Here is a 13,730-nt window from a genome sequence, read left to right on the forward strand (position 1 = left end):
CCTCGCCGACGGAACGCAGCACACGCTGCATGACCCCCGCGCCGGTTGTCCAATCCGGGGATCCGTCCGGGGCGGGCCCCGGGAGCGGCCGGTCGGCGCAGGTCAGCACAGGGTCACCGCCAGTTGGGAGTGTGCGGCGGCCCCGGCGAGCCGGGCCGCCACGGGCCGTGGCACCGAGAGCACCACCAGCGCCCCGGCTTCCTCGCCGGAGGCACCAAAGGCACCGGAGAGACCGGACGCACCGGAGGAGCCGGAGCCGTCCGGGCCGGGACCGGGAACGGCGGCCACCCGTACGTTCCGGGCGACGGTCCGGGCAGGACGGCCGGCCGGGACGCCCGCGGTGGTGTCGTCGACGGTGGTGGCCAGTACGTCCACCCGGTCGCCGGGCCGCAGCAGTCGCACCACGGCGGCGTCCGGAATCCGCACCGGGGCCTCGACCTCGGCCGCCGTGTCACCGCCGTGCCCGGGCGAGGACCGGGCCGCTGCCGACGGTGCGGGTGGTGCGGGTGCCGGCGCCCGTTGTGCGGCGGACCCGAGCGCGGACGGGGCCGGCTCCCCGCCGGGCCCGCCACGCGGCATCCAGGCCACGGCCACCGTGGCGGCCGCGGCGAGGGAGACGGCCGCCGCGCGCCTGCCCCGTCCCGCCGTCCGCAGCGACCCGAGGAGACCGCGGCCGGCGCGCACCGGCTCGAACTCCGGCACGGGACAGGAAGGAGGCGGACAGGAGGACGGCTGGGAGGAAGAGCGCCGGGAGGCGGAAGGGAGAGAAGGGCAGGGGGAAGAGGACACCGCGGTCACCGCCTTGGAGAGGGAACTCCCTCACGATGGCCGGTTCCGCGCGAGTCCGCCGGGCCCTGTGGAGAGCCCACAGGCTGTGGACAACTCCGTCACCCACACGGGCCGCACACGCCCCTCACGCCACGCAGGACGCGTCCCGCGGCGGCCCCACGCCGGCTCCACGCCGGCCGTCCCTACGGCAGCGCGATCCCCGGGTCCATGCCGTCCAGCGCGCCCGCGCACCCGCACTCCCGCTCCACCGGCAGTCCGGCCACCACGTCGAAGAGCACCTCGCGCAGCCGTCCGACGTTCTGAGCGAAGACTTCGAGCACCTCCTCGTGCGAGACGCCCTCACCCGTCTCCGCACCGGCGTCCAGGTCGGTGACCAGGGCGATCGAGGTGTAGCACAGGGCGAGTTCCCGGGCGAGGACGGCCTCCGGGTGCCCGGTCATCCCGACCACGGACCATCCCTGTGCCGCGTGCCAGCGCGACTCCGCGCGGGTCGAGAAGCGCGGTCCCTCGACCACCACCATCGTGCCGCCGTCCACCGGCTCCCACCCCCGGCCGCGGGCCGCCGCGAGCGCGGCCGTACGGCCCGCTCCGCAGTAGGGGTCGGCGAAGGTCAGGTGCACCACGTTCGGCACCGAGCCGTCGGACAGTGCCTCGCCGTCGTAGTAGGTCTGGACGCGTGACTTCGTACGGTCCACCAGCTGGTCCGGGACGACCAGGGTGCCCGGCCCGTACTCGGGGCGCAGACCGCCCACCGCGCACGGCCCCAGCACCTGGCGCACACCGGCCGAGCGCAGGGCCCAGAGGTTGGCGCGGTAGTTGACGCGGTGCGGCGGCAGGTGGTGCTTGCGCCCGTGCCGGGGCAGGAAGGCCACGCGCCGCCCGGCGACCTCGCCGAGGAAGAGGGAGTCGCTCGGTGGGCCGTAGGGCGTCTCCACCGTGAGCTCCGTCACGTCCTCCAGGAAGGAGTAGAACCCGGACCCGCCGATGACGCCTATCTCCGCCTGCGGAGCGCTTCCTGTCTGAGAAGTCATGGCCGTCACCCTAGCCCGCCCGGCGGGCACGCCGGAGACCCCGCCGGGCCGCGGCGGGGTCGGTGGCGTTCGGGATGCGTCCGGGGGCCGGACGTGTCGTGGGGACGCGCCGCCTCAGGCCGCCGTCGAACCCGCCTTGGAGGACGAGCCGCCCGACGAACCCGACGACGAGGACGACGACGAACCCGACGACGAGGAAGAAGACGACGAGCTGTCGCTTTTCTTCTCGGCCGAGGACGACGACGAAGCCGAGGAAGCCGAGGAAGACGAAGACGACGACGAAGCCGAGCTGCCGGACGAGGAGCTGCGGCTGTCGTTCCGGTAGAAGCCGGAGCCCTTGAAGACGATGCCGACCGCCGAGAACACCTTCTTCAGGCGTCCCTCGCAGCTCGGGCACTCGGTGAGCGCGTCGTCGGTGAACTTCTGAACCGCTTCCAGGCCCTCGCCGCACTCGGTGCACTGGTACTGATAGGTCGGCACTTGCTCCTCCTGGCACTCTTACCTGTGGAGTGCTAACGACGCACCATGGTGCAGCATTCCGGCGGCTTAGTCCACTGCGGACGGCCGACGGTGACCCTCGCCACGTGCCGTCACCCCCTCCGCGTCCCCCGTCCGGAGTCCTGCCCGGAGTCCTCCCGCCCGTCCCGGACGGGCCCCGGACGGGACGGGCGGGAGGGGACCGGTCCCTTCACCACCGGGGTGTCCGGTGCCGCCGGGACCAGCCGCCCGCGCAGCACCGCGACGATCACCAGCGCGAGCGCGGTGACCAGCGGCGGCACCGCGAACCCGGCGTTCGTCCCGAAGCCGTCCACCAGCTGCCCGGCCGCCGTGGCCGCCCCGGCCTGCCCCAGCGCGACCGCCCCGGTCAGCCAGGTGAACGCCTCGGTGCGGACGGTCGGCGGGGTCAGCCGTTCCACCAGCGTGAAACCCGTGATCAGACTCGGCCCGATGCCCGCGCCGGCCAGCAGCCCGAGAACGGCCAGCGGCACCACCGAGTCCACCGCCCACAGCGGCGCGGTGGCCAGCACCAGCAGCCCGTACGAGACCAGCAGCCGCCGTCGCGGGGACGACCGCCAGGTCAGCGCCCCGTAGCCGAGGCCGGCCAGCATGTTGCCCGCCGCGAAGATCCCGTACAGCACGCCGTTGAGGTCCGGCTGCCCGATGTGTTCGGTGTAGGCGGCCAGTGACACCTGCATGCCGCCGAACACCGCGCCGACGCCCAGGAAGGCGACGATCAGCACCCGTACGCCCGGCACCGACAGCGCCGAGGCGTGCGGGCCGCCGTCCGTCCCGGTGCCCGCGGCACCCCCGGCACCCCCGCTGTCCGCGGTGACCCGGGCGCGGCGCTGGACCGGGGGCTGGGTACGGCGCCGCGCCGCGAAGAGCAGTCCGCCGACGACGGTGAGGACCCCCTCCGCGGCCAGCCCGGCGGCCGGATGCACCCCGGTGCACAGCGCCGTCGCCAGCACCGGGCCGAGGACGAAGGTCAGCTCGTCGGTGACCGACTCCAGCGCCGCCGCCGTCGGCAGCGTCCCGGGGCGGTCCCGCAGCAGGTGCGCCCAGCGGGCCCGCACCATCGGGCCGACCTGCGGCACCGAGGCGCCGGCCGGCACGGCCGTCACCAGCAGCGCCCACAGCGGGGCCCCGGACAGGGCCAGCGAGGTCAGCAGGGCGACGGAGACGGCGTGCAGCGCGATGCCGGGCAGCAGGACGGCGCGCTGGCCGAAACGGTCGGCGAGCCGTCCGGCGCGCGGCGCACACAGGGCCATCGCGACCCCGGCGGTCGCGGACACCGTGCCCGCCGCGCCGAACGAGCCGGTGGTGTCCTCGACCAGCAGCACGATGCCCAGGGTCAGCATCGCGAACGGCTGGCGGGCCAGGAAGCCGGGCACCAGGAACGTCCAGGCGCCGGGGGTGCGCAGCAGCTCCCGGTAGCCGGCCCTGCGGGAGGGGCTCCGGGAGGAGCCGTCGGACGTGCCGGGGGGATCCGGCTCAGGGTTGACCGAGGAAGTGACCGTGGTGGTCACGACCTGACCTTTCTGCCGCCTGGTAGCGCGCCCCCGGGCGCCGTACGGCGGGCGTACGGCGGCCGCGCGGGGCCGGCCGAGGGCTGTCCTCTCACGCGGGAACCGCGGGCGCGGCGTGCTGCCGGACGGCCGGGCGGTCGCGTCAGCCCTGCATCAGGCGGAGTCGGAGCTCCGGAAGTCGGACGAAGTCGGATTTCAGGTTAACCCACCGCCCGCCGGTGGGCAGGCGGGCGGTGGGCAGACAGACAGACGAACGGGCGGCCGGGCGCCTCAGCGCCGGGAGCCCCCCAGCGCCGTACTGCCCGCCGATCCCAGCCAGCCCGCCAGCTTGCCGCCGCGCCCCACGGCCATCAGCCGCCGCTCGGCGGCCTCGCGCACCTCGTCGGTGGCGATCACCAGCAACTCGTCGCCGTACCGCAGGACGGTCGTCGGCCCCGGCACGAAGCTGCTGTCCCCCCGCACGACCAGGGTGACCGCGGCTCCTTTCGGCAGCCGGAGCTCGCCGACCTCCACGTTGTGCATCCGCGATCCCCGCGGGATGCCGACCGAGATCAGATGGCCGCGCAGCCGCTCCAGCGGGGCCGACTCGATCTCCAGGTCCATCGCCTCCTCGTTCCCGCCCAGTCCCAGCTTCCGGGCGGCCCAGGGCAGGGTCGGCCCCTGGATCAGGGTGAAGACGACGACCAGGACGAAGACGATGTTGAAGATCCGGTCGCTGTCCCGCCCGGGGGAGGACATGGGGATCGTCGCCAGGATGATCGGTACGGCGCCGCGCAGCCCCGCCCACGACATCAGCGCCTGTGCCCGCCAGGGCAGCCGGAAGGGCAGGGTGCACAGCACGACCGACACCGGCCGGGCCACCAGGGTCAGCACCAGGCCGATGACCAGGGCGGCCCCGAAGTCGTCCAGCAGCTCCGCCGGGGTCGCCAGCAGTCCGAGCAGGACGAACAGCCCGATCTGCGCCATCCACGCCATGCCGTCCGCGAAGCCGCGGGTGGCCGGCCGGTGCGGCAGCCTGGCGTTGCCCAGGACGATCCCGCAGATGTAGGTCGCCAGGAAGCCGCTGCCCTGTGCGAGGGTGCCCCCGGCGTACGCCAGGACGCACAGCGCCAGCACCGCGATCGGGTACAGGCCCGAGGCCGGCAGGGCCACGTGCCGCAGTCCGTACTCGCCGATCTTGCCGACGACGATCCCGGCCACGAGGCCGATGGCCAGCTGCAGCGCGATGTTCCCCAGGAGGACGTACCAGGAGTCCACCGGCCCGGCCATCGAGAAGGCGACGACCAGGATGACCACCGGGGGATCGTTGAACCCGGACTCCGCCTCCAGGGTCCCGGCCAGCCGCCTGGGCAGCGGCAGCCGGCGCAGGACCGAGAAGACCGCCGCCGCGTCGGTCGAGGAGACGACCGAACCCATGATCAGTGCCAGCCGCCAGTCCAGCCCCACCAGGTAGTGGGCGCCCGCCGCGGTGACCGCGACGCTGATGCAGACCCCCACGGTGGCGAGTACGGCGGCGGAGGAGGCGACCGGGCGGATGTCGCGCCACTTGGTGCTCAGCCCGCCCTCGGACAGGATCACCACGAGCGCGGCGTAGCCGAGTACCTGGGTCAGTTCGGCGTCGTCGAAACTGATGCCCAGCCCGTTCTCCCCCAGGGCGATGCCGAGCCCCAGGTAGATCAGCAGACTGGGCAGGCCGGTGCGCGAGGAGAGTCGGACCGCCGCGACGGCGACGAGCAGGACGAGCGAGCCGAGCAGCATGAGTTCGTTGAGGCGGTCGACAGTCAGAGGGCGGGTCCTTCCGTGCGTACGGGCGGGCGTACCGGAGCGGGCGTGCGGGACGGACGTGCGAAGCGGACACAGGGGACGAAACGGCCGGACTCCGGCCGCCGAAAGTCATTTGCCTGCCTAACAATTTACCATTGCTTGAAGGTTGCGGCTTTGTTGCCCGGGCTCCCTGCCGGTCCGGGGCCCGTCTCGTCCTATGGTTGCTCCAGCACTCCTGGTCCCACCCTGCCCGCGAAGGACAGCGATGCCCGCCAAGAAGACCTCACGACGCGCCCGTTTCTCCGTGATCGCAGTCGTGCTGCTGCTCGTGGCGGGTCTCGGCTACGGGACGTACTGGGGCGTGGACACCGTCCGCGCCTCCTTCCCGCAGACGACCGGTTCGCTCCAGCTGGACGGCCTGTCCGCCCCGGTGACCGTCAAGCGCGACGGCCACGGCATACCCCAGCTCTACGCCGACAGCGCCGAGGACCTCTTCCGCGCCCAGGGCTACGTCCACGCCCAGGACCGCTTCTGGGAGATGGACGTGCGGCGGCACCTGACGGCCGGCCGGCTGTCGGAGATGTTCGGCGAGGACCAGGTCGAGACCGACGCCTTCCTGCGCACCCTGGGCTGGCGGAAGGTGGCGGAGGAGGAGTACGAGAGCAAGCTGTCGAAGACGACGAAGGAGTACCTGCTGGCGTACTCGGAGGGGGTCAACTCCTACCTCGCGGAGCGCGGCGGCGCGGAACTCTCCCTGGAGTACGCCGCCCTCGGCTTCGTCAACGACTACACGCCGCAGAAGTGGACGCCGGTGGACTCCGTCGCCTGGCTCAAGGCCATGGCCTGGGACCTGCGCGGCAACATGCAGGACGAGATCGACCGCGCCCTCCTCGCCGGCCGGCTGGAGGAGCGGCAGATCGAGGAGCTGTACCCGGACTACCCGTACGAGCGGAACAAGCCGATCGTGCGGGAGGGCGCGGTGGACCCCGCCCAGGAGGCGTTCGACCCCGGGAGCGAGGCCCCTTCCGGCGGGGAGGCCGACGGGGACACCGGCGAGGGTACGGAGGGATCCGCCGACGGCACCGGCACCGGCACCGGCACCCAGGGCGCCGGATCCCCCGACGGCGTACGGACGCAGCTCACCGGTCTCTCCGACGTCCTCGACCGGCTCCCCGCCCTGCTCGGCCCGAACGGCAACGGCATCGGCTCCAACTCCTGGGTCGTCCACGGCAAGCACACGACCACCGACAAGCCCCTGCTGGCCAACGACCCGCACCTGGCCCCGCAACTGCCCTCCATCTGGTACCAGATGGGCCTGCACTGCAACGAGGTCGGCGAGGCCTGCCCCTTCGACGTCGCGGGCTTCACCTTCTCCGGCATGCCCGGCGTGATAATCGGCCACAACCAGGACATCTCCTGGGGCTTCACCAACCTCGGCGCCGACGTCACCGACCTGTACCTGGAGAAGATCGAGGACGGCAAGTACGTCTACGACGGAAAGCGGATCCCGTACGAGACCCGCCAGGAGACCATCAAGGTCGCCGGCGGCAAGGACCGCACCATCACCGTCCGCTCCACCCGCCACGGCCCGATCGTCTCCGACCGCAGCGCGGAACTGGGCACCGTCGGCGACCACGCCCCCGTCGGCGACCGGGCACCCGACCGCGGCAAGGGCTACGCCGTCGCGCTGCGCTGGACCGCGCTGGAGCCGTCCAACACCATGGACGCCGTCTTCAAGCTCAACCGGGCGGGGGACTTCGAGGAGTTCCGCGCCGCCGCCGCCGACTTCGCCGTCCCCTCCCAGAACCTGCTCTACGCCGACACCGAGGGCAACATCGGCTACCAGGCCCCCGGCCGCATCCCGGTCCGCGGCAAGGGTGACGGCCGCTACCCGGCGCCCGGCTGGGACCCGGACCACGAGTGGACCGGCTACATCCCGCAGGACGAACTGCCCTGGGAGTACAACCCCGAGCGCGGCTACATCGTCACCGCCAACCAGGCCGTCGTCGACGCCGAGAAGTACCCCTACCTGCTCACCGAGGACTGGGGCTACGGCGCGCGCAGCCGGCGGATCGAGGACCTCATCCAGTCGAAGATCAAGGAGGGCGGCAGGGTCTCCACCGAGGACATGGCCACCATGCAGCTGGACAACAGCAGCGAGATAGCCAAGATCCTGGTGCCCCACCTGCTGAGGATCGACGTCAAGGACCCCTACGTCCGCGAGGCCCAGGAACTGCTGGAGGGCTGGGACTACACCCAGGACGCCGACTCGGCCCCCGCCGCCTACTTCAACGGCGTGTGGCGCAACCTCCTCAAGCTCTCCTTCGGCAACAAGCTCCCCAAGGAGGTCCGGGTCGAGGGCGAGTGCCTGCGCGTCCGCCCGGCCGACGACTCCGGCCCCGTCGAGGACCTCGACGGCACCGTCCGCACCGTCCGCGAGTGCGGCATGCGGGCCCCGGAGTCCGCACAGCCGGACGGCGGCGACCGCTGGTACGAGGTCGTGTACAACCTGCTGGAGAAGCCCGACAGCGGCTGGTGGACCCCCGGCAGCCGGTACGAGACCGGCGCGGGCGACCGGGACGAGCTGCTGGCCGACGCCCTGCGGGACGCCCGCTGGGAACTCACCACCAAGCTCGGCAAGGACATCGACACCTGGAGCTGGGGCCGCCTGCACCGGCTGATGCTGAAGAACCAGACGCTGGGCACCGAGGGCCCGGGCTTCGTCCAGCACCTGCTCAACCGCGGCCCGTGGAACCTGGGCGGCGGCGAGGCGGCCGTCAACGCCACCGGCTGGAACGCGGCAGGCGGCTACCAGGTGGTCTGGGTGCCGTCGATGCGCATGGTGGTCAACATGGCCAGGCTCGACGAGTCCCGCTGGATCAACCTCACCGGCGCCTCCGGCCACGCCTACCACTCGAACTACATCGACCAGACGGACCTGTGGGCCGACGGCGAGATGCTGGACTGGCCGTTCGGCGAGGAAGCCGTGGAGAAGGCCACCGAGGACAAGATGGCCCTCACCCCCGAGCCCTGACGGCCCTCGTCCCCGAGCCCCGGCCGGACGCGGACGCCCGGGTCACGCCGTGAAGCGGTGCACCCCCTCGGGGGTCACCGCGGCGTGCACCGGCCGGTCGTGGGGCTCGGCGGGCACCTCGGCCGCCAGCAGCTCGCCGGAGTGGAGCAGCACCACCCGGGCCGGGGCGGCACCGGCGGACTCGACACGGGCCAGCCCCCGGTCGTAGCTGCCGCCGCCCCGTCCCAGCCGCGTCCCGCGCCGGTCCACCGCCAGCCCCGGCAGCAGTACGGCACCGGCCGCCGTGACCGCGTCCGGGCCCAGCCGGGGGCCGGTGGGCTCCAGCAGCCCCCGGCCGGCCCGCGCCAGGGAGCCGGGGCCCTCGTACACCGCCCAGTCCAGGTCGTCGTCGGGCAGCAGCACCGGCAGCAGCACCCGTACGCCGCGCCCGCGCAGCGCGTCCAGCAGCTCCGGGCCCCCCGGCTCGCGGCCGACCGGGACGTACGCCGCCACGGCGCGCGCGCCGGTCAGCTCGGCCAGCCCCAGGGCGTGCCGGACGACCGCCCCGGCGGCCCGCCGCAGCTCCTCCTGGGGCAGCGCCGCCCGCGCCGCCAGCAGGGCGCGCCGCAGCGCGCGCTTGTCCGCGGCGGCACCGGCACGGCCACCTCCCGCGGTGCCCTCCCCGGTACCGCCTCCGCCGCTGCCCTCACCCATGGTGATCGCTCCCTCTCCCCGTTTCTCCCCTTCCGCGGGACCGCCCGCGGACGGCCGGCCGTGGATCGCGGCGGGCCTGCCGGACCTGCGGGTTGTGCGTCCGGCCAACGGATATGGTGCTGACATGACTACCTCACGTGCACGGATCACGAAGGCCGTCGTCCCGGCCGCCGGGCTCGGTACCAGGTTCCTGCCGGCCACGAAGGCGACTCCCAAGGAGATGCTGCCTGTCGTCGACAAGCCCGCGATCCAGTATGTGGTGGAGGAGGCCGTGACCGCCGGGCTCCCCGACGTCCTCATGGTCACCGGCCGCAACAAGCGTCCCCTGGAGGACCACTTCGACCGCAACTACGAGTTGGAGGAGGTGCTGCGGAGCAAGGGCGACGAGGACCGGCTCACCCGGGTCCAGGAGTCCACCGACCTGGCCACCATCCACTACGTGCGCCAGGGCGACCCCAGGGGCCTGGGCCACGCCGTGCTGTGCGCCGCCCCGCACGTCGGCGACCAGCCCTTCGCCGTCCTCCTCGGCGACGACCTGATCGACCCGCGCGACCCGCTGCTGTCCCGGATGATCGAGGTGCAGGCCGCCTACGGCGGCAGTGTCGTCGCGCTGCTGGAGGTCGAGCCGGAGAACATCCACCTCTACGGCTGCGCCGTCGCCAAGCCCACCGGCGACGACGACGTGGTGAAGGTCTCCGACCTGGTGGAGAAGCCGTCCCGCGAGGCCGCGCCCAGCAATCTGGCCGTCATCGGCCGCTACGTCCTGGACCCGGCCGTCTTCGACGTGCTGCGCCGGACCGAGCCCGGCCGCGGCGGCGAGATCCAGCTCACCGACGCCCTCCAGGCGCTGGCCGCCGATCCCGCCATCGGCGGGCCGGTGCACGGCGTGGTCTTCAAGGGCCGCCGCTACGACACCGGCGACCGCGCCGACTACCTGCGGGCCATCGTCCGGCTGGCGTGCGAACGCGAGGACCTCGGCCCGGAGTTCCGGGCCTGGCTGAGCGACTTCGTGAACAAGGAGCTGTAGGACTTGAGCGAGACCTGGTCCGTCGACGAGCACCTGGCCGACATCCTGCGGTCGGTGCGGCCGCTGGAGCCGATCGAGCTGCAACTGCTCGACGCCCAGGGCTGCGTCCTCGTCGAGGACGTCCTGGTGCCCGTCTCCCTGCCCCCCTTCGACAACAGCTCCATGGACGGCTACGCCGTGCGGGTCGCCGACGTGGCCGGGGCGAGCGAGGACGACCCGGCGGTGCTCCGGGTCGTCGGGGACGTGGCCGCGGGCACCGGGCGGGCGCCGGAGGTCGGCCCGGGCCAGGCGGCCCGGGTCATGACCGGCGCCCCGCTGCCGCCCGGCGCCGAGGCCGTCGTCCCCGTGGAGTGGACCGACGGCGGTACCGGCGGCGGCCCCGCCGAGGCCATGGCCGCTCACCGCGCCGACCCGTCCGGGGCGGGCGGCGGGGTCCGTGTCCACCGGCCGGCCGAGGCCCGGCAGTACGTGCGGGACAAGGGCAGCGACGTACGCGCCGGTTCGGTCGCGCTGACCGCAGGCACCGTGCTGGGCCCGGCGCAGATCGGCCTGCTGGCCGCCATCGGCCAAGGCACCGTCACCGTACGGCCGCGCCCGCGCGTGGTGGTGCTCTCCACCGGCAGCGAACTGGTCCCGCCCGGCTCGCCGCTGGGCCACGGGCAGATCCACGACTCCAACAGCTTCGCGCTGACCGCCGCCGCCCGGGCCGCGGGCGCCATCGCCTACCGCGTCGGCGCGGTGGCCGACGACGCGCCCGCGCTGCGCGAGGTGATCGAGGACCAGCTGGTGCGCGCCGACGCCGTCGTCACCAGCGGCGGGGTGAGCGTGGGGGCGTACGACGTGGTGAAGGAGGCGCTGTCCGATCTGGCGGGTACGGCGCTGGGCGGCGCCGAACCGGTCCGCCCCGGGGACGAGCACGAGCACGGAGACGGAGACTCCGCCGAGCCCGCCGCCACCGCCGCCGCCACCGACGCCGCCGAGGGATCCGAGGCCGCCTCCGCCCCCGCCCGTACCCCCGCCCGCGGTGTGGAGTTCCGCCGGCTGGCGATGCAGCCCGGCAAGCCGCAGGGCTTCGGCCTGGTCGGCCCCGACGGCACCCCGCTGTTCGCCCTCCCCGGCAACCCGGTCAGCTCCTACGTCTCCTTCGAGCTGTTCGTCCGTCCCGCCCTGCGCACCCTGATGGGGCTGGAGCCCGTCTCCCGCCCGACGGTCCGCGCCCGCGTCGAGTGCGACGGGCCGCTCACCTCACCCGACGGCAAACGGCAGTTCCTGCGCGGCCGTTACACCCCGCCGGCCCCCGGTGAGAAGACCGGCACGGTACGCCCGGCCGGCGGCGCGGGTTCCCATCTGACGGCCTCCCTGGCGCGTGCCGACGCGCTGATCGTGGTACCCGAGCAGACCACCGGGGTAGCCCGGGGCGACGAACTGGAGGTCGTGCTCCTGGAGTGAGCCGACCGCCACCGGCGCCTGCGGGTACCGTTGTCGGTTGTCGTTCGGCAGTTGTCTGACACCTGTCCGACAGTTGTCCGACAGGTGTTCGGCAATTGACCGGCGACCGACCGGAACGGATCGCCGCACAGGAGAGTGATGAGCAGCGCGCAGCAGGGGAACCCCACCGCCAGTCCGCCCGGCCCGGCCGGGCGCCTCACCCACGTCGACGAGACGGGGGCCGCCCGGATGGTCGACGTCTCGGCCAAGGACGTCACCACCCGCACCGCCCGCGCCACCGGCCGGGTGCTCGTCGCGCCGCGTGTGGTGGAGCTGCTGCGCGGCGCGGGCGTACCGAAGGGCGACGCGCTGGCCACCGCCCGGATCGCCGGGATCATGGGCGCCAAGCGCACCCCCGACCTCGTCCCTCTGTGCCACCCGCTGGCGCTCTCCGGGGTCAAGGTGGACCTGGTGGTGGCGGACGACGCGGTGGAGATCACGGCGACGGTGCGCACCACCGACCGCACGGGCGTGGAGATGGAGGCGCTGACGGCCGTGTCGGTGGCGGCCCTCACCGTCGTGGACATGGTCAAGGCGGTGGACAAGGGCGCCGTCATCACGGACGTGCGGGTGGAGGAGAAGACCGGGGGCGCCTCCGGGGACTGGAGCCGGTCGTGAACCCGGGCTCCCCGGCCCCCGTCCGCCGCGCCCTGGCCGTCACCGTCTCCAACCGCGCCGCCGCGGGCGTCTACGCCGACACCACCGGGCCGCTGCTGGCCGAGGCCCTGGCGGGACTGGGCTTCGCCACCGACGGGCCGCGCGTCGTCCCGGACGGCGAGCCGGTGGCCGGGGTGCTGCGCGAGGCGGTCGCCGGCGGCTACGACGTGGTGCTCACCACCGGCGGCACCGGTATCTCCCCGACCGACCGCACCCCGGAGATGACCCGCTCCGTACTGGACCACGAGATCCCCGGCATCCCCGAGGCGATCCGCGCGGCCGGACTCGCCAAGGTCCCCACCGCCGCGCTGTCGCGCGGCACCGCGGGCGTCGCGGGCACCACACTGATCGTCAACCTCCCCGGCTCCGCCGGCGGTGTGCGCGACGGGCTGGCCGTCCTGGAGAAGCTGCTGGTGCACGCCGTGGACCAGCTCCACGGCGGGGACCACCCCAGGAAGGACCAGAGCTGAACGCGTTCTGGCCGGTCGAGCTGGCGGACGGGGATGTCGCCCTCCGCCCCATAAGGCTGCGCGACCACCGCGCCTGGCGCGAGGTCAACCACCGGAACCGTGAGTGGCTGCGCCCCTGGGAGGCCACCGTCCCGCCCGCCCTGCCCGGCCGGCTGCCGCCGCGTCGCCCGACGTACCGGCAGATGGTGCGCCATCTGCGGGCGGAGGCGCAGGCGGGCCGGATGCTGCCGTTCGTCGTCGACCACCAGGGGCGGCTGGCCGGCCAGCTGACGGTCGCCGGGATCACCTGGGGGTCGATGTGCTCGGGCCATATCGGCTACTGGGTCGATCACGAGGTGGCCGGGCGCGGGGTGATGCCGACGGCCGTCGCGCTCGCCGTGGACCACTGTTTCCGCACGGTCGGACTGCACCGGATCGAGGTCTGCATCCGTCCCGAGAACGGACCGAGCCGCCGGGTGGTGGAGAAACTCGGATTCCGGGAGGAGGGGCTCCGGCCGCGTTATCTGCACATCGACGGCGCCTGGCGGGACCATCTGGTGTACGCGCTGACGACGGAGGACGTCCCCGAGGGGCTGCTGGACCGCTGGCACCGGAGGTCCAGACCAGGTGCGCCACGAAAATAAAATAAATGTTCGATTTTCCTGTCCGGCGGCGACCCGCTGATTACTCGTCGTACATAATTGCGGAAAAGTGATCCGACAAACGCAAAAAACGGTAGGGATATCAGCCAGATCGTGCGACACACCGCGC

Annotated in this window: 12 protein-coding genes; 6 read left to right on the forward strand and 6 right to left on the reverse strand. The window is 73.4% G+C overall.

The features are described 5' to 3' along the window. Positions 1-102: 102 nt before the first annotated feature. The 5 genes from CUT44_RS14600 to CUT44_RS14620 all read right to left on the reverse strand — a co-directional run bounded on the left by CUT44_RS14600 (position 103) and on the right by CUT44_RS14620 (position 5,605). Positions 103-702: an RcpC/CpaB family pilus assembly protein gene (locus CUT44_RS14600; protein ID WP_233221345.1), complete on the reverse strand. Its 600-nt coding sequence runs from the start codon at positions 700-702 to the stop codon at positions 103-105. A 269-nt stretch (positions 703-971) separates the two neighbouring features. After that, complete coding sequence (locus CUT44_RS14605; RefSeq protein ID WP_100201806.1) at positions 972-1,820, reverse strand: S-methyl-5'-thioadenosine phosphorylase; 849 nt, start codon at positions 1,818-1,820, stop codon at positions 972-974. A gap of 114 nt (positions 1,821-1,934) precedes the next feature. Beyond that, on the reverse strand, positions 1,935-2,300 hold the full coding sequence (locus tag CUT44_RS14610) for an FmdB family zinc ribbon protein (RefSeq protein WP_100201807.1): 366 nt from the start codon (positions 2,298-2,300) through the stop codon (positions 1,935-1,937). 110 nt (positions 2,301-2,410) lie between these two features. Beyond that, on the reverse strand, positions 2,411-3,847 hold the full coding sequence (locus tag CUT44_RS14615; RefSeq protein WP_408646732.1) for an MFS transporter: 1,437 nt from the start codon (positions 3,845-3,847) through the stop codon (positions 2,411-2,413). Positions 3,848-4,117: 270 nt separating this feature from the next. Beyond that, on the reverse strand, positions 4,118-5,605 hold the full coding sequence (locus CUT44_RS14620) for a potassium/proton antiporter (protein WP_100201808.1): 1,488 nt from the start codon (positions 5,603-5,605) through the stop codon (positions 4,118-4,120). Between the two features lie 271 nt (positions 5,606-5,876). Between CUT44_RS14620 and CUT44_RS14625 the strand changes: the two genes are divergently transcribed. Then, complete coding sequence (locus CUT44_RS14625; RefSeq protein WP_100201809.1) at positions 5,877-8,645, forward strand: penicillin acylase family protein; 2,769 nt, start codon at positions 5,877-5,879, stop codon at positions 8,643-8,645. 42 nt (positions 8,646-8,687) lie between these two features. On the opposite strand, the gene CUT44_RS14630 is transcribed toward CUT44_RS14625, so the two are convergent. Next, on the reverse strand, positions 8,688-9,338 hold the full coding sequence (locus CUT44_RS14630; RefSeq protein ID WP_100201810.1) for a 5-formyltetrahydrofolate cyclo-ligase: 651 nt from the start codon (positions 9,336-9,338) through the stop codon (positions 8,688-8,690). 124 nt (positions 9,339-9,462) lie between these two features. Here CUT44_RS14630 and galU point away from each other — a divergent pair, with 124 nt between their 5' ends. From galU to CUT44_RS14655, 5 genes are all read left to right on the forward strand, one after another. Next, complete coding sequence (galU, locus tag CUT44_RS14635; RefSeq protein WP_100201811.1) at positions 9,463-10,365, forward strand: UTP--glucose-1-phosphate uridylyltransferase GalU; 903 nt, start codon at positions 9,463-9,465, stop codon at positions 10,363-10,365. 3 nt (positions 10,366-10,368) lie between these two features. Then, the gene (locus CUT44_RS14640) at positions 10,369-11,814 is read left to right on the forward strand and encodes a molybdopterin molybdotransferase MoeA (RefSeq protein ID WP_100201812.1); all 1,446 of its coding nucleotides are present in this window, start codon (positions 10,369-10,371) and stop codon (positions 11,812-11,814) included. Positions 11,815-11,952: 138 nt separating this feature from the next. Then, on the forward strand, positions 11,953-12,471 hold the full coding sequence (moaC, locus tag CUT44_RS14645) for a cyclic pyranopterin monophosphate synthase MoaC (RefSeq protein WP_100201813.1): 519 nt from the start codon (positions 11,953-11,955) through the stop codon (positions 12,469-12,471). Beyond that, a complete protein-coding gene (locus CUT44_RS14650) occupies positions 12,468-12,980 on the forward strand; it encodes a MogA/MoaB family molybdenum cofactor biosynthesis protein (RefSeq protein WP_100201814.1) in 513 nt (170 codons plus the stop codon). Before moaC ends, CUT44_RS14650 begins: the two co-directional genes overlap by 4 nt. Continuing rightward, positions 12,977-13,603 (forward strand): GNAT family N-acetyltransferase, encoded by a 627-nt coding sequence (locus CUT44_RS14655; RefSeq protein ID WP_100201815.1) that lies wholly within the window; start codon positions 12,977-12,979, stop codon positions 13,601-13,603. The genes CUT44_RS14650 and CUT44_RS14655 overlap by 4 nt, the downstream gene beginning before the upstream one ends. Positions 13,604-13,730: the final 127 nt, after the last annotated feature.

This window comes from Streptomyces carminius (genome assembly GCF_002794255.1).
In the GTDB taxonomy this organism is placed as follows: domain Bacteria; phylum Actinomycetota; class Actinomycetes; order Streptomycetales; family Streptomycetaceae; genus Streptomyces; species Streptomyces carminius.

Bases quoted from the DNA above. Each gene is read 5' to 3' on its own strand.
- CUT44_RS14605 (WP_100201806.1), bottom strand. From the start codon at position 1,820: ATGACTTCTCAGACAGGAAGCGCTCCGCAGGCGGAGATAGGCGTCATC.
- CUT44_RS14625 (WP_100201809.1), top strand. From the start codon at position 5,877: ATGCCCGCCAAGAAGACCTCACGACGCGCCCGTTTCTCCGTGATCGCA.
- galU (WP_100201811.1), top strand. From the start codon at position 9,463: ATGACTACCTCACGTGCACGGATCACGAAGGCCGTCGTCCCGGCCGCC.
- moaC (WP_100201813.1), top strand. From the start codon at position 11,953: ATGAGCAGCGCGCAGCAGGGGAACCCCACCGCCAGTCCGCCCGGCCCG.
- CUT44_RS14630 (WP_100201810.1), bottom strand. From the start codon at position 9,338: ATGGGTGAGGGCAGCGGCGGAGGCGGTACCGGGGAGGGCACCGCGGGA.
- CUT44_RS14620 (WP_100201808.1), bottom strand. From the start codon at position 5,605: ATGCTGCTCGGCTCGCTCGTCCTGCTCGTCGCCGTCGCGGCGGTCCGA.